This window comes from Streptomyces sp. BI87 (assembly GCF_025957665.1).
In the GTDB taxonomy this organism is placed as follows: domain Bacteria; phylum Actinomycetota; class Actinomycetes; order Streptomycetales; family Streptomycetaceae; genus Streptomyces; species Streptomyces albidoflavus.
Map to the genome: position 1 here is coordinate 2,862,009 of NZ_CP110079.1, position 26,583 is coordinate 2,888,591.

Consider the following 26,583-nt stretch of genomic DNA (forward strand, 5'->3'; position numbering starts at 1 on the left):
CTCTGTGGCCCGGGCGGTCCGGGCGGGCGGGGGGTCCTGGTGGGCGTCCCGTCGGGGGGCGGGGCGGGGGCGGGGTGCGTCAGGCGACGCGTTCGCGCGTGAGGAGGTGGCGTACGAGGGCGATCAGGGCGCGGGCGGAGGACTCCCGGTCGCGGGCGTCGCAGTAGACGACCGGCGTGTCCGGGAGCAGGTCGAGGGCCTCGCGGACCTCGTCCTCGCCGTACTTCTGCTCCGGGGTGAAGCTGTTGACGGCGATCGCGTAGTCCAGGCCGTAGCTCTCGATGAGGTCGATGACCGGGAAGGTTTCCTCCAGGCGGGCCGGGTCGACCAGGAGCAGCGCGCCGAGGGCGCCGCGGGCCGTGTCCTCCCACAGCTGCATGAAGCGCTGCTGGCCCGGGGTGCCGAAGAGGTACAGGACCAGGTCATCGGCGAGGGTCAGCCGGCCGAAGTCCAGGGCGACCGTGGTGGTGCGCTTGTCGGGAGCGGCGCTCAGGTCGTCGAACTGCACCGACGCCTGGCTCATCTTCTCCTCGGTGCGCAGCGGCTTGATCTCCGACAGCGCGCCGATGAGGGTCGTCTTGCCGACGGCGAAGTGGCCCACCACCAGGATCTTGGCAGCGGTGGTCACCGCCTCGGAGACGTAGAGCGGTCCCTGGGCCGTCTCAGCCGATGAGGGATTGGAGTCCATTCAGAACCTTCTCAAGAGTGTCTCTCTCAACGTTCTGCGCCCGCGGCGGTTCGGCACGGCGCAGCAGGTGGCCCTGGTCGAGTAAATCGGTGAGCAGCAGCCTGGCCACACCGACCGGCAGGGCGACGTGGGCGGCCACCTCGGCCACGGACAGGTACCCGCCGCCCAGCAGCTCCCAGATGGCCTTGACCTCCGGGGACGCCCCCAGCGGGAGCGTCCGTTCGGGGGCGATGGTGACCAGGGTCTGGAGGGCCAGCTGGTCCCCGGCGGGCAGCGTGCGCCCGCCGGTGATGACGTAGGACCGGACGAAGTCGCTGGTGACGGAAGCTTCCTCGCCGGGCCTCGTCATACGCTCACACCGTTGTTCGAGCGTGGCGCCACGCCCATCGCTCTGCTCAGCGCCGCCACGGTCTTCTGCATCCGGATGGACATGGACTCCATGTCGACGTCGACGGCCGCGGAGACCGCCAGGTAGGCGCCCTGGCCTGCGGCGATGAGGAAGATCCAGCCGCCGTCGTACTCCATGAGGGTCTGCTTCCACACGCCCCGGCCGAGGCCGACGAAGCCGGCGACGGCGCGGCTGAGGGACTGCATCGAGCTCATGGCGGCCGCGTTGGTCTCGGCCTCGCCGCGCTCGATGCCGTCCGAGCTCTGAAGGAGGAGGCCGTCACCCGAGACGAGGATGGCGTGACGGGCACCGCGCACTTCCAGCACGTCGTTCAGCACCCACGACAGATCGGTCTTCACTGGTACTCGGGTCCTTCCGTGGTCATCGTGTCCCGGCCGATACGCGTCCCGCGGGCGAAGGCCCCGAGTCGCGACGCGGTCATCTCGCTGTCTTCGGCGGCCGGCGTCTCTACGGTGGTGGCGGGCTCGGCGGCGGCCTTGGCGGCCACCTCCCCCGCGCGCCTGCGGCGCTTGGGCAGGCCGCCGGTGGTGGTGCCCACGACGTACGGGGTGTTGGCGTCGGGCACGGCCGTCAGGTGCTGCGGGGGGAGCGCCGGGACGGACTCGACCCGGGCGGGGGCCTGGGCGGGCTCGTTGAACTCCGTCGTGAGCAGTTCCTCCGGAACACGGATCACCGCGCGCACACCTCCGTAGGGGGACACCGACCCGACCGAGACGGCGAAGCCGTAGCGGGCGGCGAGCATGCCGCTGACGGCGAATCCGACCCGGGGCGGGTCCCCGAGGCTCGTGATGTCGACGGTGCCGTCGCTCGCCAGCAGGGTGGCCGCGCGGTCCTTCGTCTCCTGGTCCATGCCGAGACCGGCGTCGTCCACGATGAAGCAGACGCCGCTGGGGACGGCCTGGATGTTGACCTCGACGGGGGTGCCGGGGGCGCTGTAGTTGGTGGCGTTCTCCAGCAGCTCGGCGAGGACCACCGCGACGGGTTCCACGGCCTTGCTGGTGACGGCGACGTTCACCTGGGAGTGGACGCTGACCCGGCCGAAGTCCTTGATCCGGCCCTGGGCGCTGCGGGCCACGTCGTAGACGGTGGCGGTGCCGTCGCGGCGGCCGAGCCAGCCGCCGCACAGGACGGAGATGCCCTTGGCGCGGCGCGAGAACTGGCTGCCGGTGTGGTCGACGGACATCAGGTCGCCGAGCACCTCGGCGTCGTTGCCGTACTTCTTGAGCAGCCCGTCGAGGAGCAGTTGCTGCTCCTCGGCGAGGGACTGAAGCGTGCCCATGGCGGACTTCAGTACGGCCTTGGTGGCGGACTCGGCGTCCGCGCGGACGTCGGCGACGTCGTGGGCGTGGCGGGCGCCCATCTCCTGCTGGCGCAGGTGCAGGCGGCCGATCTCACCGCGGGCCTCGGCGAGGCTCCTCTCCAGCTCCCCTTTCCCCCGCCGCAGGGCGAGGTTGGTTCTGCGGGCACTCAGCACTGCGAGCGCCGCAGCGACCAGAACTACAAGCAGGACCCACAGCAGTGGCTCCTGGATGAATGACGTCATGAGACTCTCTTCAAGTCGCATCGCGTCGGAGCTTCGGGCAGCCAAAGGGGCCCGTGGCAGAGCCGGCGGACCTCCTCCACTGGGGAGGCCAAGGCCGCGGGCCGCCTCATAGGGACCTCATTGGGGGGACCACACCCGCTCCTCCACGATGGAGCCGTCGCGACTGCCCCCCGTAGCGCGTGATCTCACGCACCGTCAGTCTGCTGAAAGTCAGATGATCGTATCACCGCGCGAATTTGTTCAGATCTGATTGCGGCATCGATGGGCGATGCTCACAGGAGCGTCACAACACGCCGTGTTTACACACCTGTTGGACGTTCGGGCCGGGCCCGTGCACTCACCCGCGCCGCCGCGCCCGCCACAGCAGGAAGACCGCCGACGCCACGGCCGCCGTACGCAGCAGCACCGGCCACAGCTCGGTGATCGCGTCGGCCATGCCCGCCTCGGGAATCGGCTCGCCCCAACGGCCCTCGGTACGCCCCCACAGCCAGACGGCGCCGCCCGACAGGGTCAGGGCCGGGATGCCGAGGGCGGCGAACTTGGCCTGGACGGGGGTGAGCCGCTTGGTGAGGTAGGCGGTGAGCCAGCCGAGGAGGAGGCAGAAGAGGTTGCCGAGGATGGCTCCGGCGACCAGCAGGGCGGCGGCCAGCAGGAGCAGGGGGCTGCCGAGCCCGCCGCCCACCAGGGCGCGCGGCGAGAACCGGCGGCGGCGCGGGGTCGCCGTACCGAGCGGGTCCTCGGCCGCCTCCGCCGGCGCCGCCTCGGCCCCGGCGGCCGCCTCGTCCTTCTCCGCCTTCTCCTTCGCCGCACCCGGCGCCTCGGGCTTGTCCGTCCGTACGCCCGGATTGAGGAGTTCGGGCACCTCCACCCCGCCCTGGAACCCGGCGAACTCCCCGGGCAGCCGCGTCCCGAAGGTCCCCGCGCCCCCACCGCCACCCAGCCCTTCGGGCGTGGCCTCGACCCGCCACCAGTCCGGCGAGGCCCCCGCGAGGTCGGGCCCGGAGACGCCGCGCCCGACGTCCTCCAGGCCGGGAATCCGCCGGGGCGCGGGTGGGGGTTCCGCCTCCTCGCGGGGCGCGGGGAAGACCTTGCGCAGGCTGGGGCGGTGCGGACGGGGCCCGGGCTCGGCGGGACGCGGCGGCGGGACGGGCGTGTGCGCCGGTGCCTCGGGCGCGGCGGAGGCGCCGCCCGCCTTGGCGACCACCTCGGCCGGGGTACCGAGCTTGCCGAGGGCGCGCCGCACCGCGGCGGGGCTGTCGCCGCCGGGCCGGGCCCTGCGCTGGTCGATGTCGCGCCGCAACTCGGTGATGAGCCGCATCCGTTCGGCGGCCGGCACCTGCCGCTGCTGGGCCAGGTCGCCGACACGGCTCAGATAGTCGAAGACGAGCTGGTCACTCTCGATCCCCACGCTGCCCCTCACTCCGCTCGTACGCGACGCCCCTACCCGGGAGACCGCCGGGACCAACGGTACGCATCGCGGCGGCGGTTCGGGGATGTCGGGCGGGTGGTCGGTGGAGGGCCGGGCGGGACGGGGAGGGGTGGGCCCGGTCGTCGACCGAGGCGCCGTGTTCTTCGGCGCGGGCACCTCCGAGAGCGTCACGCCCCGCCCACCGACCGGTGACGGTTCGGGCCGGTCGGCGCGGGGAGAGGGTGCGGGCCGCTACCGTGGGCTGGATGAGCGCTGAGCAGCAGCACAGGGACGGTCAGGCGGCGGACCCGGGGCCGAGGTCGCTGGCGCAGGCCCTGCGCGAGCGCGACGACGCCTCGCTGGGGGCCCTGCTCCGGTCCCGCCCCGACCTGCTCCACCCGGTCCCCACCGACGTCACCCAGCTGGCGACCCGCGCCGGGACCCGTGCCTCGGTGCTGCGGGCGCTGGAGCACCTGGACCGGTTCGCCCTCCAGGCGGCCGAGGCGCTGGCGGTGGCGCCGGACCCGGCCTCGTACCAGGAGCTGCTGGACCTGCTCGCCGGGGACGACGGGGACGAGGAGGTGGCCGGGGCGCTGCCCGCCACGGTGGCCCTGCTGCGGGAGCGGGCGCTGGTCTGGGGCGGCGAGGACCGGCTGCGGCTGGTCCGCACCGCCCGCGAGCTGCTGGCGCCGTCCGCCTCGCACTCCTCGCCGACCGGGCTGGGCCCCTCGGTGGCGGAGGCGACCTCGGGCATGTCGCCGGGCCGTATCCAGGCGATCCTGACGGCGGCCGGGCTGCCCCACACCCACGACGCGGTGTCGGCGGTGGCCGCCCTCAGCGCCCTCTTCGCCGACCGGGCGCGGGTCGCGGAGCTGCTGGAAGGGGCGCCCGAGGCGTCCCGGGAGGTGCTGGGCCGGCTGGTGTGGGGCCCGCCGTACGGCCAGGTGACGGCCGAGCCCGCGGCCCATCTGCGGTGGCTGCTGGACCGGGGTCTGCTGCTGCCGACCACGCCAGGCACGGTGGTGCTGCCGCGTGAGGCGGCCCTGTCGCTGCGCGGGGGCCGCGCCCACCGCGTACCGGAGCCGACGCGTCCGCAGGTCGCCGTGGCCGCCGAGCGGAAGCCGCAGGTGGTGGACGCGGCGGCGGGCGGACAGGCGCTCGCGGCGCTGGACACCGTCGAGGAGCTGCTGCGTTCCTGGGACGAGGGCGGGCCGGCCGTGCTGCGGGCCGGCGGGCTGAGCATCCGGGACCTGAAGCGGACGGCCACCGTCCTGGAGGTGCCCGAGCCGGTCGCCGCGTTCTGGGTCGAGCTGGCGTACGCGGCCGGGCTGATCGCCTCCGACGGCGGCTACGTCGAGGAGCACCACGACCGCCACGACCGCCCCGACGCCGACGCCGAGGGCTACGAGGACGAGGAGACCCGCGACGCCCGCACCCGCCGCCGCTCCGGCGAGGCCGAGCACTACGCGCCCACCCCGGAGTACGACGCCTGGCGCGACCTGCCCCCCGCCGACCGCTGGGCCTGGCTCCTCGAAGCCTGGCTGCCCGGCACCCGCACCCCGGGCCTGATCGGCGGGCGCGACGGCCGCGACCGGACCCTCTCCGCGCTCGGCCCCGGCCTGGACCGCTCGCCCGCGCCCGAGGTGCGGCGCCGGGTGCTGGAGCTGATGGCCGAGCTGGAGCCGGGCCAGGCCCCGGACCCGGCGACCCTGCTGGAGCGGCTGCGCTGGGAGCGCCCGTTGCGTTCGGCGGGGCCGCGCCGCGAGCAGCCCGAGCCGCCGCGCGCCGGGGTACGCCCCGCGTACGGCGGCGGGGTCGCGGCCAACGACCCGGAGGCGCTGCGCACCAAGCTCACCGAGTGGGCCCTGCTGGAGGCCGAGATGCTGGGCGTGACCGGGCGCGGCGCGCTGGCCAGCCACGGCCGGGCCCTGCTCGGCACCGAGGGCAGGTCCGAGGGGGCCGGTGCGGGCGCGCCGGCCGCCGGGTCGGCGCGGGCGACCGTGGTGGCGGCGCTGCTCGCCCCACTCCTCCCCGAGCCGCTGGACCACGTCCTGCTCCAGGCCGACCTGACGGCGGTCGCCCCGGGCCCGCTGGTGCGGCCGCTGGCGGAGGCGCTGGGTGTGCTGGCCGACGTGGAGTCGAAGGGCGGGGCGACGGTCTACCGCTTCACGCCGGGCTCGGTGCGCCGCGCCCTGGACGCCGGGCGCACCGCCACCGAGCTGCACGCCTTCCTCGACCGGCACTCCCGCACGCCGGTGCCGCAGCCGCTGACGTACCTGATCGACGACGTGGCCCGCCGCCACGGGCTGCTGCGGGTCGGGGCGGCCTCGTCCTACGTCCGCTGCGACGACGAGTCGGCGCTCGACGAGATCCTCGCCGACCGCCGGGCCACCGCCCTGCGCCTGCGCCGCCTGGCACCGACGGTGGTCGCCGCCCAGGCCGACCCGCGCACCCTCATCGAGGGGCTGCGCGCGATGGGGTTCGCCCCGGCCGCCGAGTCCGCCGAGGGCGACGTGATGATCGCCCGCCCGCACGCCCACCGCACCCCGCCGCGCACGCCCCCGGCGCCCGTCCCCGACGGCCCGCCCGCCCCGGACGCCACCCTGCTGACCGCCGCCGTACGGGCGGTCCGCGCGGGCGACCGGGCGGCGACGGCCCCGCGCAAGGACACCCCGGAGGCCCCCGGCGGCCTGCCGCGCACCTCCCCGGCGGACACCCTGGCCACCGTCCAGGCCGCCGCGATGACCGGCGAGTCGGTCTGGATCGGCCACGTCAACGCCGAGGGCGCCGCCTCCCAACGCCTGCTGGCCCCCCTGCGCGTCGAGGGCGGCTACGTCACCGGCTACGACCACACCGCCGACGAGGTCCGCACCTACGCCCTGCACCGGATCACGGGGGTCGCGGAACTGGCGGAGGAGGCGGACGGGGCCGAGCCGGCCCGCTGACCCCAACCCGTTCCCCCGCTGCGGGACTTGGGCGGCGTGTCCGGACATGCCCGGGGTACACGGCCCACCTCTGACCCTTCCGCCCGCCCGGCGGACCCAGCAGAGGGGAACCCCCGATGACCGACGACCCGAAACCCGACCGCGCGGCCCCGCTCGGCGACCTCGGCCCCGGCACCCGCCAGCGCCGCCAGCTCCGTTTCCGCGCCCTGGACATCGCCTGGACGGCCCTGTTCACCGTGCTCGCCCTGTGGGGCGTGACGGCGGCCGTCGGCGCGCTGCGCGGCGACACGGCCTGGGCGTACTCCGCCGTCGCGGGCCTCCTGCTCGCCGGCGCCCTGGGCCTGCGCCTCTCCCTCCCCCGCCGCCAGATCCGGGAATGAGGGACGCCCCGGTGACCCGCCTCCACACCTTCCTCACCCGGAACCTCTGGGCCCAGGTCGTCCTGTCCGTCCTCGGCGCCAGCGCCCTGGTGCTTTTGATCAGCCCCGGCGAATCCCCCGCGGCCGTGCTGATCCGGGTCGCCTTCTCCTCCCTCGGCGGTGTCGCCGTCCTGCTCGCCGTCCGCCGCAGGGAGAAGCGCGCCACCGGCACCGACACCACCGGCCTGGTCACCCTCGACGGCCGCATCCGCTCCGGCGAGGTCCCGACCGACCCCGCCGAACGCGAGGCCCTGCGCGCCCTCGTCGCCAAACGCCTCCACCGCACCCGCAACCGGCCCTGGGCCCTCGCCTTCCTCGTCCTCCTCTTCGGCGGCGTCACCGTCCTCACCGCCCTCACCGCGGGCCCCCGCGAGACCATCGGCTTCGGCATCCTCGCCGTCGCCTTCCCGGTCTGGATCTACTTCCAGGGCAGGAAGCAGCTCCGCAGGCTGCACCGGATGCGGGAGGCGCTGGAGGGGGACACGAGCGTGGCAGCGTGACGGGGCCGGAGGCGCGCTCCTCGCAGACGGCCGTCTCCACCAGCTCCTGAACGTGCTGGTGGGCCTTCAGCATCTCCACGGGCTCGGCGGCCACCGCGTCCCGGGAGTCCCCCTCGTCGATCGCCAGGTGCAGCGAACCTTCCAGGGCCCTGGCCAGCCGCCGCAGCAGCGGCAGCGTCGGCACGGTGTCGCCGCCCTCCATCCGAGGGGGCAACCGGCACTCGGCCAAGATGGGGCGCCGGGCCGGCTGACGGCGTGCGGGGGGAGGAAGTGGCGCCCGCGCCCCCCGAACGTGACCCGTCCGACACCACCACGCCCCCACTTCGCCCCGCCATGCGGGACCATGGAGGACTGGCCCGGTGCGTCCGTGGGGCGTCGCCGGGGCGGGGACGGGTGCGGACGGGCGTAAGACGGAGGTTGTTCGGGTGTCCTGTTTGATCGTGCAGAGCGACAAGACGCTGCTGCTGGAGGTCGACCATGAGCAGGCCGACGCCTGCCGGCGGGCCATCGCGCCCTTCGCCGAGCTGGAGCGTGCGCCGGAGCACATCCACACCTACCGGCTGACGCCGCTGGGCCTGTGGAACGCGCGGGCGGCGGGCCACGACGCGGAGCAGGTCGTGGACGCGCTGGTGGAGTACTCGCGGTACCCGGTGCCGCACGCCCTGCTGGTCGACATCGCCGAGACGATGGACCGGTACGGGCGCCTCACCCTCACCAAGCACCCGGCGCACGGCCTGGTCCTCACCTCCACCGACCGGCCGGTGCTGGAGGAGATCCTGCGCTCGAAGAAGATCCAGCCGCTGGTCGGCGCCCGCATCGACCCGGACACCGTCGCGGTGCACCCCTCGGAGCGCGGCCAGATCAAGCAGGCCCTGCTGAAGCTGGGCTGGCCGGCCGAGGACCTCGCGGGGTACGTGGACGGCGAGGCGCACGCCATCGAGCTGGCCGAGGACGGCTGGGCGCTGCGCCCGTACCAGAAGCAGGCCGTGGAGGGGTTCTGGCACGGCGGGTCCGGCGTGGTCGTGCTGCCCTGCGGCGCGGGCAAGACGCTGGTCGGCGCGGGCGCGATGGCCGAGGCCAAGGCGACGACGCTGATCCTGGTGACCAACACCGTCTCGGCCCGGCAGTGGAAGAGCGAGCTGATCAAGCGGACCTCGCTGACCGAGGACGAGATCGGCGAGTACAGCGGGACCAAGAAGGAGATCCGTCCGGTCACCATCGCGACGTACCAGGTCCTGACGACGAAGCGGAAGGGCGTCTATCCGCACCTGGAGCTGTTCGACTCCCGGGACTGGGGCCTGGTCGTCTACGACGAGGTGCACCTGCTGCCCGCGCCGGTCTTCAAGTTCACCGCCGACCTCCAGGCCCGCCGCCGCCTCGGCCTGACCGCGACCCTGGTCCGCGAGGACGGCCGCGAGTCGGACGTGTTCTCGCTCATCGGCCCGAAGCGGTTCGACGCGCCGTGGAAGGAGATCGAGGCACAGGGCTACATCGCCCCCGCCGACTGCGTCGAGGTCCGCGTCAACCTCACCGAGAGCGAACGACTCGCCTACGCCACCGCCGAGTCCGACGAGAAGTACCGCTTCTGCGCGACGACCGCCTCCAAGCAGAAGGTCACCGAGGCGCTGGTCCGCAAGCACGCGGGCGAGCAGACCCTCGTCATCGGCCAGTACATCGACCAGCTCGACGAACTGGGCGAGCACCTCGACGCCCCCGTCATCAAGGGCGACACCTCCAACGCCCAGCGCGAGAAGCTCTTCGACGCCTTCCGCACCGGCGAACTGTCGGTCCTGGTCGTCTCGAAGGTCGCCAACTTCTCCATCGACCTGCCCGAGGCCACCGTCGCCATCCAGGTCTCCGGCACCTTCGGCTCCCGCCAGGAGGAGGCCCAGCGCCTGGGCCGCGTCCTGCGCCCGAAGGCCGACGGCCACGAGGCCCGCTTCTACTCGGTCGTCGCCCGCGACACCATCGACCAGGACTTCGCCGCCCACCGCCAGCGCTTCCTGGCCGAACAGGGCTACGCGTACCGGATCGTCGACGCGGACGAGCTGCTGGCGGGGTGAGCCGTTGGCCCCGCACCTGACACGAGGGGCCGCCGGGTCCGCGAAAAGCCCGGCGCCCTCCCTCACCCTCTCCTCTAGGCTGCCCGCGTCGAGCGCGCAGTGGATCAGCGTGGATCACAGTTCATCACCGTGGATCACCCGGGAGAGGACCATCACCGCCATGCCCAGCAGCCCCACCCGAAGACGTATCCCCGGCGCGGCTCTCGCCGTCCTCCTCCTCGCCACGGCCGCGACCGGCTGCGGAGGCGGCGGCAGCGAGGCGGCCGAGCAGAAGGGGGCCGAACCGAAGGGGGCCCCGAAGCCGTTGCCCACCACCGCCGGTGAGGTGGAGGCCCGCATGCTGACGGCGGAGGAGATGCCCGGCTACCGGGTCGTCGAAGCCGATTCCTGGAGCGAACCCCGGCCGCCCCTCGGTACCCAGACGTTCAAGCCCCGCGCCTGCGCCGTAATCGCCCAGCCCGAGGGCGGCGCGGGCGCCAACGTCACGTACGAGCACGACGGTGAGCCCGAGGATCTGCACCCGCGCGACATCACCACGACGCTGTACGCGAAGGGCGAGGCGGCCGAGTGGATGGCGGAGCTCCGGGAGGCGGAGGAGCGGTGCGGCACCTTTCGCAGCGAGAGCTCCTTCGGAGACGGTGTCCACTCCGACCGGATGACCTGGCTCCCCGAGCCGGACGCCGGCGACGAGGCACTACGGGTGGAGCGCGTCACCGAGGCCGGGGAGGAGACGACGCTCCACTCCCTGACGACGTACGTCCGCACCGGCGACCTCGTCACCGCCTTCCACCACAAGATCAGCTACGGCCCCGCCCTCGACAAGGACCACCTGGCAACGCTCCTCCCCAGCCCCGACGAGGCCCTGGTCGACGCCCAGATCGCCAAGCTCCTCGGAGACCGGCCGGCCTGATCCCGTACCCCGACCCCGGTCAGGCCGCGTGGTCGGTGTTCTGGTGGCGGCGCAGCAGGACGTTGGCGTCGGTCTGGGCGCTCCAGTCGAAGGCAGCGCGGGCGGCGGCCCGCTCGCGGTCGAGGCGGGCGCATTCGGCGCACCCGGCGACGGCCTGCGGCGGGCGGTCCGGGTCCACGTCGAGCGCCTGGGCCACCGTCCGCCGCGCCCGCCGGTTGGCCGCCTGCACCCCCGCGCTCAGCCGCTCGGCGAGCGTCGCCGCCCGCACCCGGTCCGGGTCGGTCCGCCACTCGCCGCCCCCGCCGACGGGCCGCAGCACGGCGTGCGCCCCGTCCTGTCCCACGTACTCCCCCGCGCGCCCCGAGGCCGCGTCGTAGACGACCGCCCCGCGCCGCCTCGGGTCACCGTTGCTCGCTCGGCTTGCCAATTGCTCTCTCCGTACTGGGTTTTCGCCCGGCGCCCCGGGACGAACGGTTACTTTGTGTGCGGTCAGTGTTGCCCAGCGCGACTGCGCGTCGCCATGCCCGACGCGTGTCACTGACCGCCTGTCACAAGCGATCACGAGGGAGTGCTCGTGGCCCGACGCACCACCGCGCCCAATGTCGAAGCCGCCACCACCGCCGACGTCTTCGGCGAGGTTCTGCGCTACTTCCGCGAGGAGGCGAGCCTCACCCAGAAAGCCCTGGCGGAACACATCCCGTGCGACCGCTCCCAGGTCGCCCGCGTCGAAAGCGGCGACCGGGTCCCGCACGACACCTTCGTCAAAACGTGCGACAGAGTTCTGGGAACCAACGGCGCCCTGATGCGGCTCTGGGTCCGCATCGACTGGTACCCGGAAGTGGAACACCCGGACTGGTTCAGGCGCCGGGCTGAGATGGACGAAGTGGCGGTGGCGGTGCTGGAGTACCAGCAGCAGACCATGCCCGGACTTCTCCAGACAGAGGAGTACGCCACGGCTCAGTTCGGCCAGGTGTCAGGGCCTGACGAGGTTGCCGATCGCGTGATGGCTCGCATGAGCCGACAGCAGCGATTCCTGAGCCCCGGTGGCCCCCTGTACCTCGTCGTGCTGGACGAAAGCTGCCTGCGCAACATCATGGGAAGCCCTGCGATCATGGCGCGCCAAGTGGCCCATCTTCGCGCCGTCGGCGCCCAGCCGAACATCAGGATTCAAGTGATACCGGGCAGCCACACCGAAGCGGTCCTGCCCAACACATCCATGTCCCTGATCACCCTGCCGGACGGGAAGGAGTGGGTGTACTCGGAGTCGCTGGACAGAGGGCATTTTAGCAACGCACCAGAGGTCCTGGCACAGCACAAGCAGACCTATGATTTGCTCAGGGCGGACGCGCTGTCGGCCAGGGAAACGGCCGCTCTGTTCGACGCGGTGATCGAGAGGAACGGGCACTATGGACCAGCAGAGCCTCAGCGCAGCGTCCTGGGTGAAGAGCAGCTTCAGCGGAAACAACGGCGGCAACTGCCTCGAACTCGCCGCCGCGTTCCCCGGCCTCGCCCCCGTCCGCGACAGCAAGACCGCTGAGACCGGCCCCGTCCTTCCCTTCACCCGCCCCGCCTGGGCATCCTTCGTCTCCGCCGTCCAGCAGGGCGCACTGTCCGCCTGACCCCAGTCAGGGACCCTGCCCGTATCCGGCTTCGCCCCGGCCCGCGACAGCCATCAGGCAAAATCAGGCCCCCCACGGCCCCGTGACCCCTTCTCCCGTCCGGTCTGGCCGTCTTTGTGTCGGCCCTGGCCTGCCCGTGGGACCGCGGTCGGCAGGTAGCTTGCCGCCATGGAGCCACGCATCAGCCTGATCACCCTCGGCGTCACCGACCTGGCCCGCGCCCGCCGCTTCTACGAAGCGCTGGGCTGGCGGGGCCAGGAGGTCGAGGAGACCGTGTTCTTCCAGGCGGGCGGGTTGGGGCTGGTGCTGTGGGGGCGGGAGAAGCTGGCCCGGGACAGCGGGCACGCGGAGGCGGGGCCCGCTACCGGCTTCGGCGGGATCGTGCTCGCGCACAACGTGCGGTCGCGGGAAGAGGTGGACGCGCTGCTCGACCAGGCGGAGCAGGCGGGCGGCCGGGTCACCAAGCCGGCGGCGGCGTCCCCGCACGGGTTCTACTCGGGCGCGTTCGCCGACCCGGACGGCCACCCGTGGGAGGTCGCCCACAACCCCGGCTTCCCGCTCGCCGAGGACGGCACCCTCACCCTGCCGGACTTCGACACCCTCTGATCAGGGTCTTTCTCCCGCTCTAGGCTGGGCCCATGAACCGGCCGCAGACCGTGCCCCTCCTCCTGGACGCCACCGAGCTGGCCGCCGATCCCGCGCGGGAGCCCGGGTTCGCGACGCAGGCCCACCGCCTGCTGGCCGAACTGGTGCGGGACGGCGCGGCGTTGGGCTGGGTCGAGCCGCCTTCCCCGGACGAGGTGGCGGAACTCCTCGCTGAGGTGCGCGCCGCCGCCCGGGCCGGGGACGGGGCGCTGCGGGTCGCGTACCTCGGGGAGCGGCTGGTGGGGCTCGGGTACTGGCTGCGGTACGCCCGGCCGACCCACCGGCCCCACGCCGACCTGGAGAAACTGGCCGTGGACGCCGCCGCGCACGGGCAGGGGGTGGGCAGGGCGCTGACGGCCGCACTCGTCGCCGACGCCCGGGAGGCAGGGGTGGAGGTGCTGACGCTGGACGCCCGGGGCGACAACGAAGGCGCCCTGCGCCTGTACCGCTCGCTGGGCTTCACGGAGTACGGCCGCCTGCCGGGCTTCGTGGCGGTCGGGGAGCGTCGCTACGACAAGGTCTTCTGCATGCTGGACCTGCGCGAGGCGTCGGGCTGACGCGGTCCGGGCTCCCGGACCAGGAACACGTCGACCGCGTCCTCACTCTCCAGGGTGAATCCGTGCCGCTCGTACAGCCGCCGGGCCGGGCTCCCGCTGAGCACGTTGAGCCGGACCCGTACGGCGTCCCGGTCGCACCGCGCCAGCAGCTCGCGCAGGACGGCCGTACCGATGCCGCCGCCCTGGAGCCGAGGGTCCAGGTAGAAGTGCTCCAGGCAGCGGGCGTCGCCGTCCGCCTCCGGCCGCAACGCCACGCACCCGGCGAACTCCCCGCCCACCTCGATCACCCAGGTGTGCCCGGCCACGAACCCGTCCAGCAGCCGCTGCCGCACCCGCCCGGCGTCGTACCGCCCGAGCCGCGTCAGATCTTCCCGCAGCACGAAGGCCCGCAGCTCTGCCGCGGGGCCGACGTCGGCGGGGGTGGCGCGGCGGAGGCGCCAGGCGGGGGCGGTGCCCGTCCTGCCCTTCACCTCCGCTTGGCCCGCAGCAGAGGCCCCACGAGGAGGTCCACGTCGGTCCAGGGGTTCCGGCTCACGGCGTCCATGCCCGGTGCGGACTCCCGCAGGCGTTCCGCGTGAGCGCACGCCTCGCCGTGGAGGGGACGCAGTCGTTCGTAGTCCAGGTGTTTGCGGTCGGCCCGGTAGCCGCACCGGTCGCCCTGTTCCAGGAGCTTCTGGGCCTGCTTCGAGGTGCTGTAGCCGCCGGCGAACTGGAAGTGGAGCAGCAGCCACAGTTCGAAGCAGGGATTGCTGAGCGCGACCTTGATGCCCTCGGAACGCGCCGTGGCCAGGGCCTGGCTGAGTCCGGGGTGGGGCTTCGGCGCTTCCACGTCCAGGACACACCAGACCTCGTCGTAGGCGGTGTAGCGGTCCGAGGAGCTCTCCGGGGCGCGGTTCCGGTGCTTGACGGCATCCCTGACCAGGCCGACCGGTTCGCCCGACGTCGAGCCGATCTGGACGTTGACGATGCCGCGCAGCTCGGCTTTGAGCCCTTTGAAGTACTGCTCCTCGGTCTCCTCGCCCTCGCAGTAGACCAGGACCCTAGGCAGCTCCGGCCGCTTGGGCTTGCCTCTGGCGAGTGAGCGCCCCCTGCCCATCCGTCCCCCCGTGGTGGTCGTCGTTCCGGTGTGCCGCCCCATCGCCGGGGCCGGACTCGTGCAGGCTGTCGGCCAGTCGCGCGAGCAGGTCGTCGTCGAGGTGGGGAAGCGCGCCGAAGCGCCCCTCCAGGTAGCGCTTCTCCAAGTTCTGTGTGGAGTCCGGCCGGACCTGGAAGTCCGACATCGGGAACACCAGGGTGCCGCCAGTGCGGCTGTCCTTCTCGGTGAACCAGATCTGGTCGCGGAGGAGTTCCGTGCGTGCGTTACGTCCGAGGAGGGACGCCTCGTGGGTGCTGAAGAGGAGTTGGGCGCCCCGGCGGTTGACCTCCGGGGACTGGAAGAGTCCTACCAGGACGTCGGCGAGGTGGGGGTGGAGGCGGGCGTCGAGTTCGTCCACGCTCAGGACCGTCCCGTCCCGGAGGGTGGTGACGATGGGGCCGAGCAGGCCGATCCAGGTCCGGGTGCCGCTCGACTCCTCGTTCAGGTTCAGGCGGTGGACGCCGTCCTCCGTCCGGTGCTCGACCTGCACGCGCCGGGGAGACCTGGTGTCCACGCGCACGCGGCCTCCCACCGCCTCGCGTACGGCGCCGACGATCTGGTGGATCTCCTGGGCCGCCTTCTCGTCCGGATCGGAGACGGCCAGGCCGCTGACACCGAGGTCCGCCAGGCCCAGCAGGTGCTGGAGCGGGGCGCGGTACGCCGGGGGCTCGTCGCTGTCGCTCGCGCCGTACAGGTCCACGGTGAAGCCGAGTCGCGACTCGAAGTCCCGGTCCGTGGCCGAACGCAGGGAGGTGCTGAACCAGCGATACACCTCGCCCAGCAGGTCGTGCCCCTGGGCCGCCGCGACCGACAGGTACAGGCTGTTGGGGCGGAGAAGATCCGCGATGACCTTGCGCCGGCCCGTCAGCGAGCGCCCGAAGCTCATCCGGGACTCGCCGTCGTCGTCGGTGACACGCTGGTAGAGCTTCCGGCGGCTCCCCTCCGGATAGAAGAAGAGCCACTCCTCGCGCACTCTCTCGTCGTCCACCTCGAAGCCGTAGGTGTACCGCACCCCGCCGACCACGAAATCGATCTCGTACGTACTGGGGTAGGTGCGCGCGTCCGGGCGGAGCGAGAAGGGCCGGCGCGGAATCCCCTGGTCCGGTGTCCAGCGGGCGAAGGACCGGTGGACCGCCTTGCCGGTCCAGTCCAGGGCGTCGAGCACATTGGACTTGCCGGAGGCGTTGGGTCCGTACACGGCGGCGACCGGGACCGCGCGGTGCGTGGAGGCGGGCACGGGCGTCTCCACACGGTGCGGGGCGCTGGCGTCCGCGATGAAGGAGATCTCCTGCTCGTCCCGGATGGACGCGTGATTGGTGACCTGGAAGCGGAGCAGCACGGCGGCGGGCCTCCTGGTTCGGTTCGTGGTGGGGCGGCGAGTCACCACTAACATGCACCATCGCCTGTCGTTTCAAGCGCGAAACGGCTGAACTTCACCGAGAAGGCGGCCTGGGCGACATCTTCGGGTGCGCCAGGAGGCCATGCGTACCGTCCGGTGGCTGCTCAGTCCAAACAGAACTCGTTCCCCTCCACGTCCTGCATGTTCTGGCAGGACTCGTTCTCCTCGTCGGCGAGGAGGAGGGTGCCGCGGGTCGCGCCGAGGGCTTCGAGGCGTACGCACTCGGACTCCAGGGCGGCGAGGCGTTCGTCGCCGACGAGGCCGGTGCCGGCGCGGATGTCGAGGTGGACGCGGTTCTTGACGGTCTTGCCCTCGGGGACGCGCTGGAAGAAGAGGCGCGGGCCGACGCCCTCGGGGTCGCTGCACGCCGACCAGGAGTCGCGCTCCTCGGGGGGCTGCTCCGCGTCGTACGCCTCCCAGGAGGCGTAGCCCTCGGGCGGGGTCGGGAGGACGTAGCCGAGTGCCTCGCTCCAGAAGCGGGCGACGCGCTGAGGGCTCGCGCAGTCGAAGGTGATCTGGACCTGCTTGACCGATGCCATCCGGCCAGCTTAGGGGCGTCAACTGGGCTGCCCGCAACCAGTTTAGGGGCGGGCTAGGCACCCGTTCCGGCCAGCCGCCGTCGCCCGTGGTGTGGGGGCGGGCGCGGGCGGGCAAGCAACGCCGGGCCCTTGTGGTCCTCCGAGACGACGGCCGGTTCCGGCGGCAGCCGGGTGACCGGCCCCTGACGCATGCCGGGAGCAGGCCATGGGACGTGATCTTCCCCAGCGCGACTTCACCGACGAGGACCGGGAACGGTTCCGGGCACGGCTGCGGGCCTCGCTCGGCCTCCTCGACGGGCTCCTCACCTCGCCCGGGTTCGGCGCCGGGGAGCCGACGCTCGGCGCGGAGCTGGAGATGTTCCTCGTGACGCGCGACGGCGTGCCCGTCCACCGGAACGAGGAGGTCCGCCGCGCCGCCGCCGACCCCCGCCTCGTCCTGGAGGTCAACCGCTACAACCTGGAGGCCAACCTGACCCCCGTCCCCTTACGCCCCCGCCCCTTCACCGCCCTGCACGACGAGGCCGACACCCTGCTGGACACGGTCCGCCGGGCGGGCGACGCCCACGGCGCCGAGCCGTACTGCGCGGGCCTGCTGCCGACCCTGCGCCCGGCCGACCTGACCCGGCGCAACATGTCGCCGCGCGGCCGGTACGCGGTGATCGACGACGCCCTCGGGCGGGCGGGGCGCGGGCTGCGGGTCAGCGGGGAGCAGCGGTTGCGGATGCGCTCCGACACGTTCTGCGCGCAGGGCGCCGCCAGCTCCTGGCAGGTCCATCTGACCGTACGGCCCGAGGAGTTCACCCGCGTCCACAACGCCGCCCAGCTGATGACCGCCCCCGTCCTCGCCGTCGCCGCCAACTCGCCGCTGCTGCTGGGCCGGCGGGCCTGGGACGAGTCCCGCATCCCCTGGTACGAGCAGGCCTTCGGCCAGCACCGGCGCCGCGTCGCCCCCGCCGACCGGCGCTCCGGTTTCGGCCACGGCTGGCTGCGCGGGGGCGTGCGGGAACTGGTCGAGGAGGCGGTACGCCGGTACGCGCCACTGGTGCCGCTCTGCTCGGACGGCGACTGGGACCGGCCGCTGCGGCCGGGCGGCCCGCCCGCCCTGGACGAGCTGCGCCTGCACCTGGGCACGCTGTGGTGGTGGAACCGCCCGGTGTACGACCCGGCCGGCGACGGCCACCTCCGCATCGAACTGCGCGCCCTGCCCTCGGGCCCGACCCCTGCCGACATGGTCGCCAACACCGCCCTGCTGACCGGCCTCGTCCTGGACCGCGCCGCCCGCGAACTCGGCGGCGAACTCCCCTTCGCCCTGGCCCGCGAGAACTTCTACACCGCCGCCCGCGACGGCATGGCGGCCCGCCTCTGGTGGCCCGCCGGCACCTCCGCCCCGGTCCGCCTCGCCGCCCGCGACCTCGTCCGCGCCCTGCTCCCCCGCGCGGCCGCCGGACTGGCCGGCGCCGGGGTGGCCGACGACGAGGTGCAGCGGTGGCTGGGGGTGGTCGAGGGGCGCGTACTGACCGGCCGCTCGGGCGCCCACTGGCAGCGGCGGACGCACCGGGCGCTGGGGGCGGACGACCGGGCGACGGTACGCCGGTATCTGGAGCTGAGTTCGACGGGGGCACCGGTTCACAGCTGGCCGGCGCCGCAGGCGAGGGTTCGGGGGAAGGCGAAGGGGCCGGGACGGACGGGGAGTTCGCGGTAGACCTGGGGCGGGGCGGGCCTGGATGGCGACGGGAGCGGCTGTCATGATCACGCCTTCCGGGGAGGGGTGGCGAAAATGCGGCACAGAGTGACCAGAGCCGCACGACTGTCGGGCCGCCGAGCCCCCATGCTCACGGCCTCCGCGCGGCAGGCGGCGCGTGTCTCGGGGCAGCCCGTGGAGGAGCAGTCCGGGCCCTGGGAGGCACCCCGCGCCGGGACCAGGTCCTCCTGGCCCAGTGGTACGGGGGCGCTCTCGTCGACGGCAGCGTCTACTGGACGGCCGCGCGGCGGGACTTGGCGGTGGGATGTTTCGGCGCGGTGTCCGTGCTGGGGTTCTTCGAGGGCCCCGGGTAGCCCTGCCCTCCCCACCGTCTGCCGGCGGCCACGAAGAGTCCGGGGCCAGGACGGGTCAGCCCGGGAAGACCTTCCGCGCCGGGGCCGGGGCGTGGCGCGGGCTGATCAGGGTCAGCACGGCGGCCAGGGTGAGGGTGGCGAGGGCGGCGGAGGCGTACAGGACGGTCGCGGCGGCGGTGGCGACGGCCTCGGGTGACGGGGTGGCGCCGGACCCGGTGGCGGACCCGGCGCCGGTGAGGCGGGAGGCGTAGAGGACGCCGAGGGCGGCGGTGCCGAGGCCGGCGCCGATGGAGGCGAGGCTGGTGATGGTGCCGGAGACCATTCCGGCGCGGTCGCGGCCGGTGACGTTCATGGCGACGGCCATGACGGGCGCCCCGGCGATTCCGCCGCCCGTGCCCCAGACCAGCAGGGGGAGGACGAGCAGCCAGGGGTGGGCCTCGACGGCGGCGGAGGGGAAGGCGAGGCCGAGCAGGGCGGCGCCGACGGCCTTGCAGGCGTAACCGGTGGCGATGACGTGGCCGGGGGCGAAGCGGGTGAGGAGTTTGCCGCCCGCCATTCCGGCGGCCATCTGGGCGAGGAAGACCGGGGCCAGGAGCAGGCCGGTGGCGACGGGGCCGAGGTGCAGGGCGTCGTGGAAGTACTGGACGAAGTAGACCGTGCCGCCGATGGTCAGCACCCGGGACATGAAGACGGCGAGGGCAGCGCCGGTGAAGGCCGGGGCGCGGAAGAGGGCGGGGTCGAGCAGGGGCGACCGGGCGCGGGACTCGCCCCGGAGGAAGAGGGCGAGGAGGGCGAGGGCGGAGGCTGACTGGAGCAGGGTGGCGGCGGAGGTCCAGCCCTGGCCGGCGCCTCGCAGCAGGGCGAAGTTGGCGAGGCCGAGGGCGCCGACGAGGAGCAGGGCGCCGGGCCAGCGGACGGTGCGTACGGCTCCGGGGGCGGGGGTGTCGGCGGGCAGGTGGCGCAGGCCGAGGGCGAGGATGGCGAGACCGACGGGCAGGTTGACGAGGAAGAGGGCGCGCCAGCTCAGCCACTCGACCAGGACGCCGCCGAGCAGCGGGGCCAGCAGGCCGACGGCGGTGGCGGCCGAGCCCCAGGTGGAGATCGCCATGTTGCGGCGTTCGCCCTCGAACTGGTGGGAGAGCAGCGGCAGGGCGTTGACCATGAGGATCGCCCCGCCGACCCCCTGCACGGCCCGCGCCACGTCGAGGACGTACACCCCGGGCGCCAGCCCGCAGGCGAGCGAGGCGGCGGTGAACAGGGCCGCGCCGAGCAGGAAGACGCGCCGCCTGCCGACCGCGTCGGAGAGGCTGCCCATCACCTGGGTGACGGCGCCCATGGTGATCAGGTACGCCACCATCACCCACTGAACGTCGGCGAGGCTGCCGCCCAGGTCCCGGCGGATGTCGGGGAGGCCGATGGCGACGATCGTCATGTCGATGACGACGAGCGAGCTGGCCGCGACGACCAGGGCGAGGACGGCGCGGCCCGCACGGGCGGACGACTCGGCCACCCGCGAACTCGGCTCGGCTGTGGGTGAGTTGAGGTCGCCGGTCGGCTGTTCCGGGGGCTGGGGCATGGCGGACACCTTCGCTTCCACGGCAGGGCGGAGCCACCGCGCGGGACCGGGCGGCGACGGGGAGTAAGGGTTACCTCACCAACGTAAAAGGTTGCAGCGCTTAAAGTCAACGCACCGTGCACTTCAAGGATGGGCGGTCAGGGCGGCCGGGTCCGGTGGGCCTCGGTAGGCTGGCCCGGATGCCAGCAGACGCCGATCCCGAACCCGCGCCCGCACCTGCGCCCGCGAAGCGCCGCCGCCCCGCCACACGCAAGGGCCGCCCCACGCTGACCCGGGAGCTGATCGCGGAGGCGGCGCTGGAGATCGCGGGGGACGAGGGGTTCCCGGCGGTCACCATGCGGCGGCTGGCCGAGGAGCTGGGGGTGACCGTCCGCGCGCTCTACCGGTACGTGGACGAGCGCCAGGAGGTGGTGGACCTCGCCGCCGCGCTCTTCCTCTCCCGGTGGGAGGTGCCTCCGCTCGACCCCGGACGCTGGCGGGAGGGGCTGCGGACCTACCTGGAGCACCAGCGCGCCCTGTACCGGCGCCACCCCCGCGCGCTCCTCGTCTCCCTGGACGAGCGGGTCTCCCCGGCCGGCGTCCACCCCAACCGCCTCAGGAACCCGGAGGCGCTGCTCGGCCTGTTGCGCGGCGCGGGGCTCGGCGTGCGCGACGCGCTGTACGTCCACAGCGACCTGGCCACGCGGATGTTCGCCTTCACCCTGCTCGTCGACCACCCCGCCGACCGGGGCACCGCCGGGGACGCGGACGCGACCGGCGCCCTTCCGGACGGCTGGGCCGCCGCCCACCCCGGACTGGACCTGCCCCGCCTCACCGAGGCGGCCGGGCTCCCCGCGCCGACGCCGGACGAACTGTTCGAGGAGCTGGCCCGCAGCGTCCTCGCGGACATCACAGCCCGGCTGGAGCGCGCTTCCGAGCCGGGCTGACCCGGGCCGGGAGGCGCCCCGACCCCTACCCCGCCCGGTCCCCCACGGGCTCCCCGGCCCCGCTGCCCACACCCCGGCCGCCCTGCCGGGGCACACGCGCCCCGCTGTCGCCGTACCCCCGCAGCCCGTACCCCGCCCAGACGGCCGCCCCGAGCAGCCCGAGCCCCAGGAACGGGTACGGCGCGCCCAACGGCTGCTGCCACCAGGGGAAATGGAGGTCCAGGTCGCCCTGGTGGGGCAGGAGCCAGTGCGGGCGGGCGAGGAACAGCACGGTGAGGGCGGCGGCCAGGGCCGTGCGGCCCCGTGCCAGGAGGACGACGAGGAGCGGCACGCACCACACCCAGTGGTGCGACCAGCTGATCGGCGAGACGAGCAGGCCCGTCACGGCGGTCACCAGGACCGGCCAGGGACTCTCGACGCCGAGCCGCCGGGTCAGCCGGCGGCCCAGCCACAGCCCGGCGAGCCCGGTGACGGCGGTCGGCACCGCCCAGGCCAGGCCCGGGTGTTCGGTGTGCAGGGTGCGGGCGATCAGCCCTTGCAGGGACTGGTTGTCCACGATCCAGGCGAGGCCGACGCGGCCCGTCTCGTAGAGGCGGCGGGTGAAGAAGTCGACGGTGGCCGAGGGCAGGACCAGCGCGCCCAGCAGCACGGTGCCGGTGAAGGAGGCCAGCGCGGTCAGGCCCTCGCGGACCCGGCCGGTGATCAGCAGGTGGACGATGAAGATGCCGGGGGTCAGCTTGACGCCGGTGGCGACGCCGAGGGCGAAGCCCTTGCCGAGGGCGCCGGCCGGGCGGGTCAGGTCCCACAGGACGAGACAGACCAGGGCCAGGTTGATCTGGCCGAAGAGCAGCGTCTGGAAGACCGGCTCCAGCCAGATGCCGACCGCCACCGCGAGGAGCAGGAACGGGGCGCGGGTGGCGCGTCCGGCGAGGCGGCAGGAGAGGTGGACGAGGAGGGCGAGGAGCGCGGTGTTGCCGAGGATGAAGCAGACCTTGAGCGCCGTTATCGGCAGCCAGGTGGTCGGCACGAAGAGGATCGCCGCGAACGGCGGGTACGTCGCCGGCAGCTCCCACTCGGTGACGGTGAAGCCGTAGAGGTCGCTGCCGGTCACGACCGCACGGCCCTCGGCGCGGTAGACGAGGGTGTCCGCCATCGCGATGTGCTGGATCAGGCACAGGACGACGAACGCGGTGAACGAGAGCGCCAGCACGCAGGCCGCCAGTCGTACACCGGGTGACCTTTTGATCACTGCCAGGTGTGTCACGGGCGCGACCCTAGTGGATCTCGGCGCCCCGGCAAGCGGGCGTGCACGGTTCCGGCCGGGCGGGCGCAGGGCACCGGCCCCGGCCCGCAGGACCCCGGGGGCGGCCGGGGGAACGCCTGTCGCAAGGAGGAGGCGCGGGGCACGGACGTACGCGAAGTCCCTCGCGGGCTCCTCATGAGCTGCTCGCGGGCTCCTCATGAGCTGCTCGCGGGCTCCTCATGAGTGCGCGTGGGCTCCTCGCACGGGCGCCGGAAATCCATTGGCCCCCACCGCCCTCCCCCGCCTACAATCTGCGGCCTTGCCCGCCTCCCCTCCGGGGAGCGCTGCCGGCCGGACGGAAACCGGCCGACGCGTCGTGAAGTGACCGCCCCTCTCGGCGGACCGACCCTCACACACCCGGCACGCCTCGCCGCGCGCCCCGCCCCGCTTCCGCCCGGGCCCGGTGCGCCCCGCCCGCGTGCCCGCACGATGCCCGTACGAAGACCGCACCACGGAGGCAAGCGCCCGTGCTCACGCCGCACGACACCCCCGAGCCCGCGACCCCGCACCCCGCCGACGCCCCGCCCGGCGGCGACCCGCTCGCCCGCGAACGCGCCCACCTGGCCGCCTCCCGGGCCGCGCTGCGGGCGATGCGCGAGGACGTCGAGTCGCTCGACCTCACCGACGTCACGGCGAACTGGGTCAACGCCGCCGTCCTCAACGCCCAGATCGAGGAGCGGATCAAGTCCCTCGCCGACCTGTCCCACACCCCGCTCTTCTTCGGCCGCCTCGACTACGTCCGCGAGGTCGCGGCCGACGAGGAGGGCACCGCCCCCGACGGCCCCTACCGCGCCGAACGCTTCTACATCGGCCGCCGCCACGTCCACGACCCGGCCGGCGACCCCATGGTCATCGACTGGCGCGCCCCCGTCTCGCAGCCCTTCTACCAGGCGTCCCGTACCAGCCCCCTGGACGTCGCGCTGCGCCGCCGCTTCGGCTACACCGGCGGCGACATCACCGCGTACGAGGACGAGGACCTGACCGCCTCCGGCGACGGCGCCGAGGCCACCAGCCGCCTCCTCCAGCAGGAGATCGAACGCCCCCGCGTCGGTCCCATGCGCGACATCGTCGCCACCATCCAGCCCGAACAGGACGAGATCGTCCGCTCCGGCCTGTCCGGCACCGTCTGCGTCCAGGGCGGCCCCGGCACCGGCAAGACCGCCGTCGGCCTGCACCGCGTCGCCTACCTGCTCTACGCGCACCGGGAGCGGCTGGCCCGCACCGGCACCCTCGTCATCGGGCCGAACGACTCCTTCCTCCGCTACATCGAGCAGGTCCTGCCCGCTCTCGGCGAACTGACCGTGCACCAGGCCACCGTGGACTCCCTCGTCGCCCACGTCCCGGTCACCGGGAGCGACCCGGCCCCGACCGCGATCGTCAAGGGCGACGCCCGCATGGCCGAGGTGCTGCGCCGCGCGCTGCGCTCCCACGTCGGGCGCCCCACCGAATCCCTCGTCGTGGTCCGCGGCTCCCGCCGCTGGCGCGTCCCCGCCGACGAGATCACCACCCTGATCGAGGAACTCCTCGCCCGCGACATCCGCTACGGCGCCGCCCGCGAGGCCCTGCCCCAGCGCATCGCGCACGCCGTGCTGATCCGCATGGAACAGGCCGGGGAGGCCCCCGACGACCGCGTCCAGAACGCCGTGGCCCGCGACCGCGCCGTGAAAGCCCTGGTCAAGGAGGTGTGGCCGCCTGTCGACCCGGCCAAGCTGGTCCTGCGCCTGCTCGGCGACGCCGACTTCCTCCGCGCCCACTCCGAGGACCTGCTCACCGACGAGGAACGCGCCGCCCTGCTCTGGCCCAAGCCCTACCGGGGCGTGAAGTCGGCCCGCTGGTCCGCCGCCGACGCCGTCCTCATCGACGAGGCCCGCGACCTGGTCGAACGCACCCCCTCCCTCGGCCACGTCGTCCTCGACGAGGCCCAGGACCTCTCCCCCATGCAGTACCGCGCCGTGGGCCGCCGCTGCTCCACCGGCTCCGCCACCGTCCTCGGCGACCTCGCCCAGGGCACCACCGCCTGGGCCACCCCCGCCTGGCCCGAAGCCCTCCACCACCTCGGCAAACCCGACGCCCACGTGGAAGAACTCACGGCCGGCTTCCGCGTCCCCCGCGAGGTCATCGCCTACGCGTCACGCCTCCTCCCCGCCATCGCCCCCGGTCTGGCTGAGGTCCGCTCGGTCCGCGAGTCGCCGGGGTCGCTGCGGCTGGTGCGGGTCGAGGAGGGCGCCTTGCTGCCGGGCTTGGTGGAGGCGTGCCACGCGGCCCTCACGCACGAGGGGTCGACGGGGCTGATCGTTCCCGACCCGCTGGTGGAGGCGGCGAGGGCAGCCCTGGCGGAGGCCGGGCTGCCGGCGCTGGCACCGGGTGAGGAGACGCGGGCGGACGCGCGACTGACCCTCGTCCCGGCTTCGCTCGCCAAGGGGTTGGAGTACGACTACGTGGTCCTGGCCGAGCCCGCCGCCGTGGTGGAGGCGGAGCCGACCAGGGGGGCGGGGTTGCGGCGGTTGTACGTGGGGCTTACCCGGGCTGTGTCGGGGCTGACTGTGGTGCACGAAGGGGAGTTGCCGGAGGAGTTGGGGTGAGTGGTACGGGGCTGAGGCCAGGCTGTGGGACTCAGCCCCTGCCGACGGTCGACGGTCGACGGTCGACCAGGCGATTTCGCGTCCCCCGCTGAAACCGCCCTCGCCGGTCATGGCGTCCTTCACTGAGTCCCCCCACACCCCTGACCGAGAGGAACCACCCCGTGCACCCCAGCACCTCCCGTCCCTCCCGCCGCACCCTGCTGACCGCCACGGCGGGCGCAGCCCTGGCCGCCGCCGCGCTCGTACCCGGTACCGCGCACGCCTCCTCCGGCGGGCGGGGGCGCGGGCACGGTTCCGCATCCGACGCCGAACGGCGGCTCGCCGGGCTGGAGCGGGCCAGTGGGGCGCGGCTCGGGGTGTACGCGTACGACACCGGGAGCGGGCGGACGGTCGCGTACCGGGCCGACGAGCTGTTCCCGATGTGTTCGGTGTTCAAGACGCTGTCGTCGGCGGCCGTTCTGCGCGACCTCGACCGGGACGGGGAGTTCCTGTCCCGCCGGATCTTCTACACGCAGGCCGACGTGGAGCAGGCCGACGGCGCCCCTGAGACGGGCAAGCCGGAGAACCTGGCCAACGGGATGACCGTCGAGGAGCTGTGCAAGGTCTCCATCACCGCCTCCGACAACTGCGCCGCCAACCTCACGCTGCGCGAGCTGGGCGGGCCCGCCGCCGTCACCCGGTTCGCCCGCTCGCTCGGTGACCGGGTCACCCGGCTCGACCGCTGGGAGCCGGAGCTGAACTCGGCCGAGCCCGGCCGCGTCACCGACACCACCTCGCCGCGCGCCATCACCCGCACCTACGGCCGCCTCGTCCTCGGCGATGCCCTGAACCCGCGCGACCGCCGCCTGCTCACCAGCTGGCTCCTCGCCAACACCACCAGCGGCGACCGCTTCCGCGCGGGCCTCCCGGACGACTGGACCCTCGGCGACAAGACCGGCGCCGGCCGCTACGGCACCAACAACGACGCGGGCGTCACCTGGCCCCCCGGCCGCCCCCCGATCGTCCTGACCGTCCTCACCGCCAAGACCGAACAGGACGCCGTCCGCGACGACGCCCTGGTCGCGGACGCGGCCCGGGTGCTGGCGGAGACGCTGGGGTGAGGCGCGGTGAGGTGAAGTGAGGTGTGGGGCGGGGCCACTGGCGAGCCCGCCCCACATCACGAGCGGTCCGTTGCCCGAGGGTGGCCCGTACCGGCGTAGGTGATCCAGCACGTGGCTCGGGAGACGTCGAGCAAATACCAGATCCGGCCGCTCCCGGTCACCTCGATCTGCCACTGCTCGCAGGGTCTTCCTCGGTAAGTGCCGTGCGCCAGAGCTCCCTTCAGCCTGTGGTGGCGAGGGGTGGGCGTCGCGGGGCACGGTT

At 73.7% G+C, this 26,583-nt stretch carries 24 protein-coding genes and 1 pseudogene; 13 read left to right on the forward strand and 12 right to left on the reverse strand.

What is annotated here, in order from left to right; translation table 11 throughout:
- Nucleotides 1–79: 79 nt before the first annotated feature.
- The 5 genes from OIM89_RS12325 to OIM89_RS12345 all read right to left on the reverse strand — a co-directional run bounded on the left by OIM89_RS12325 (nt 80) and on the right by OIM89_RS12345 (nt 4,048).
- Complete coding sequence (locus tag OIM89_RS12325; protein WP_008406866.1) at nt 80–688, reverse strand: GTP-binding protein; 609 nt, start codon at nt 686–688, stop codon at nt 80–82.
- Nucleotides 663–1,037, reverse strand: coding sequence for a DUF742 domain-containing protein (locus OIM89_RS12330; RefSeq protein WP_003950005.1), 375 nt, complete (start codon nt 1,035–1,037; stop codon nt 663–665). Before OIM89_RS12330 ends, OIM89_RS12325 begins: the two co-directional genes overlap by 26 nt.
- Nucleotides 1,034–1,435 (reverse strand): roadblock/LC7 domain-containing protein, encoded by a 402-nt coding sequence (locus OIM89_RS12335; protein WP_030699285.1) that lies wholly within the window; start codon nt 1,433–1,435, stop codon nt 1,034–1,036. Before OIM89_RS12335 ends, OIM89_RS12330 begins: the two co-directional genes overlap by 4 nt.
- Entirely contained in the window at nt 1,432–2,640 is a 1,209-nt protein-coding gene (locus tag OIM89_RS12340) for an ATP-binding protein (RefSeq protein ID WP_030699286.1), read from the reverse strand. Before OIM89_RS12340 ends, OIM89_RS12335 begins: the two co-directional genes overlap by 4 nt.
- A gap of 337 nt (nt 2,641–2,977) precedes the next feature.
- On the reverse strand, nt 2,978–4,048 hold the full coding sequence (locus tag OIM89_RS12345; RefSeq protein ID WP_151168500.1) for a hypothetical protein: 1,071 nt from the start codon (nt 4,046–4,048) through the stop codon (nt 2,978–2,980).
- Nucleotides 4,049–4,314: 266 nt separating this feature from the next.
- Between OIM89_RS12345 and OIM89_RS12350 the strand changes: the two genes are divergently transcribed.
- From OIM89_RS12350 to OIM89_RS12370, 5 genes are all read left to right on the forward strand, one after another.
- Nucleotides 4,315–6,993: a helicase C-terminal domain-containing protein gene (locus tag OIM89_RS12350; protein WP_247860441.1), complete on the forward strand. Its 2,679-nt coding sequence runs from the start codon at nt 4,315–4,317 to the stop codon at nt 6,991–6,993.
- Between the two features lie 116 nt (nt 6,994–7,109).
- On the forward strand, nt 7,110–7,373 hold the full coding sequence (locus OIM89_RS12355) for a hypothetical protein (protein ID WP_030699289.1): 264 nt from the start codon (nt 7,110–7,112) through the stop codon (nt 7,371–7,373).
- An 11-nt stretch (nt 7,374–7,384) separates the two neighbouring features.
- Nucleotides 7,385–7,912 carry a hypothetical protein gene (locus OIM89_RS12360; protein WP_030699290.1) on the forward strand — a complete coding sequence of 176 codons (528 nt, stop codon included), beginning with the start codon at nt 7,385–7,387 and terminating at the stop codon, nt 7,910–7,912.
- Nucleotides 7,913–8,337: 425 nt separating this feature from the next.
- Nucleotides 8,338–9,975, forward strand: a complete 1,638-nt coding sequence (locus tag OIM89_RS12365) for a DNA repair helicase XPB (protein WP_026048378.1) — start codon at nt 8,338–8,340, stop codon at nt 9,973–9,975.
- A gap of 160 nt (nt 9,976–10,135) precedes the next feature.
- The gene (locus OIM89_RS12370) at nt 10,136–10,885 is read left to right on the forward strand and encodes a hypothetical protein (RefSeq protein WP_195730563.1); all 750 of its coding nucleotides are present in this window, start codon (nt 10,136–10,138) and stop codon (nt 10,883–10,885) included.
- A gap of 19 nt (nt 10,886–10,904) precedes the next feature.
- Here the strand turns inward: OIM89_RS12370 and OIM89_RS12375 are convergent, their stop codons facing one another.
- Nucleotides 10,905–11,228 (reverse strand): hypothetical protein, encoded by a 324-nt coding sequence (locus OIM89_RS12375; protein WP_195731461.1) that lies wholly within the window; start codon nt 11,226–11,228, stop codon nt 10,905–10,907.
- Between the two features lie 231 nt (nt 11,229–11,459).
- Here OIM89_RS12375 and OIM89_RS12380 point away from each other — a divergent pair, with 231 nt between their 5' ends.
- The 4 genes and pseudogenes from OIM89_RS12380 (at nt 11,460) to OIM89_RS12395 (ending at nt 13,706) form a co-directional block, all read left to right on the forward strand.
- The gene (locus OIM89_RS12380; RefSeq protein WP_195730564.1) at nt 11,460–12,422 is read left to right on the forward strand and encodes a helix-turn-helix domain-containing protein; all 963 of its coding nucleotides are present in this window, start codon (nt 11,460–11,462) and stop codon (nt 12,420–12,422) included.
- Nucleotides 12,376–12,504, forward strand: a pseudogene (locus OIM89_RS12385) (DUF397 domain-containing protein); the annotation flags it as partial. The gene OIM89_RS12380 and the pseudogene OIM89_RS12385, both read left to right, overlap by 47 nt.
- Before the next feature lie 168 nt (nt 12,505–12,672).
- A complete protein-coding gene (locus tag OIM89_RS12390; RefSeq protein WP_030699293.1) occupies nt 12,673–13,110 on the forward strand; it encodes a VOC family protein in 438 nt (145 codons plus the stop codon).
- A gap of 32 nt (nt 13,111–13,142) precedes the next feature.
- A complete protein-coding gene (locus OIM89_RS12395) occupies nt 13,143–13,706 on the forward strand; it encodes a GNAT family N-acetyltransferase (protein ID WP_195730565.1) in 564 nt (187 codons plus the stop codon).
- Here the strand turns inward: OIM89_RS12395 and OIM89_RS12400 are convergent.
- The 4 genes from OIM89_RS12400 to OIM89_RS12415 form a co-directional block, all read right to left on the reverse strand.
- The gene (locus OIM89_RS12400) at nt 13,658–14,176 is read right to left on the reverse strand and encodes a GNAT family N-acetyltransferase (protein ID WP_229360038.1); all 519 of its coding nucleotides are present in this window, start codon (nt 14,174–14,176) and stop codon (nt 13,658–13,660) included. The two genes, OIM89_RS12395 and OIM89_RS12400, sit on opposite strands and share 49 nt — an antisense overlap.
- Nucleotides 14,173–14,802: an RloB family protein gene (locus OIM89_RS12405; protein ID WP_195730566.1), complete on the reverse strand. Its 630-nt coding sequence runs from the start codon at nt 14,800–14,802 to the stop codon at nt 14,173–14,175. The genes OIM89_RS12400 and OIM89_RS12405 overlap by 4 nt, the downstream gene beginning before the upstream one ends.
- Nucleotides 14,747–16,180 carry an AAA family ATPase gene (locus OIM89_RS12410; RefSeq protein ID WP_229360039.1) on the reverse strand — a complete coding sequence of 478 codons (1,434 nt, stop codon included), beginning with the start codon at nt 16,178–16,180 and terminating at the stop codon, nt 14,747–14,749. Before OIM89_RS12410 ends, OIM89_RS12405 begins: the two co-directional genes overlap by 56 nt.
- A 164-nt stretch (nt 16,181–16,344) precedes the next feature.
- On the reverse strand, nt 16,345–16,779 hold the full coding sequence (locus OIM89_RS12415; RefSeq protein ID WP_030699296.1) for a VOC family protein: 435 nt from the start codon (nt 16,777–16,779) through the stop codon (nt 16,345–16,347).
- 205 nt (nt 16,780–16,984) lie between these two features.
- On the opposite strand from OIM89_RS12415, the gene OIM89_RS12420 reads away from it, so the two are divergent.
- Entirely contained in the window at nt 16,985–18,481 is a 1,497-nt protein-coding gene (locus tag OIM89_RS12420; protein ID WP_264491264.1) for a glutamate--cysteine ligase, read from the forward strand.
- A 408-nt stretch (nt 18,482–18,889) separates the two neighbouring features.
- Here the strand turns inward: OIM89_RS12420 and OIM89_RS12425 are convergent, their stop codons facing one another.
- Nucleotides 18,890–20,410, reverse strand: a complete 1,521-nt coding sequence (locus tag OIM89_RS12425; RefSeq protein WP_052231122.1) for an MFS transporter — start codon at nt 20,408–20,410, stop codon at nt 18,890–18,892.
- Nucleotides 20,411–20,589: 179 nt separating this feature from the next.
- Here OIM89_RS12425 and OIM89_RS12430 point away from each other — a divergent pair, with 179 nt between their 5' ends.
- Entirely contained in the window at nt 20,590–21,336 is a 747-nt protein-coding gene (locus tag OIM89_RS12430) for a TetR/AcrR family transcriptional regulator (protein ID WP_047470894.1), read from the forward strand.
- A 25-nt stretch (nt 21,337–21,361) separates the two neighbouring features.
- On the opposite strand, the gene OIM89_RS12435 is transcribed toward OIM89_RS12430, so the two are convergent.
- The gene (locus tag OIM89_RS12435) at nt 21,362–22,546 is read right to left on the reverse strand and encodes a glycosyltransferase 87 family protein (RefSeq protein ID WP_030699300.1); all 1,185 of its coding nucleotides are present in this window, start codon (nt 22,544–22,546) and stop codon (nt 21,362–21,364) included.
- A 560-nt stretch (nt 22,547–23,106) separates the two neighbouring features.
- Here OIM89_RS12435 and OIM89_RS12440 point away from each other — a divergent pair.
- Nucleotides 23,107–25,221 carry a HelD family protein gene (locus tag OIM89_RS12440; protein WP_217466858.1) on the forward strand — a complete coding sequence of 705 codons (2,115 nt, stop codon included), beginning with the start codon at nt 23,107–23,109 and terminating at the stop codon, nt 25,219–25,221.
- A gap of 161 nt (nt 25,222–25,382) precedes the next feature.
- The gene (gene bla2a, locus OIM89_RS12445; RefSeq protein WP_030699302.1) at nt 25,383–26,321 is read left to right on the forward strand and encodes an Exo family class A beta-lactamase; all 939 of its coding nucleotides are present in this window, start codon (nt 25,383–25,385) and stop codon (nt 26,319–26,321) included.
- Nucleotides 26,322–26,583 lie beyond the last annotated feature (262 nt).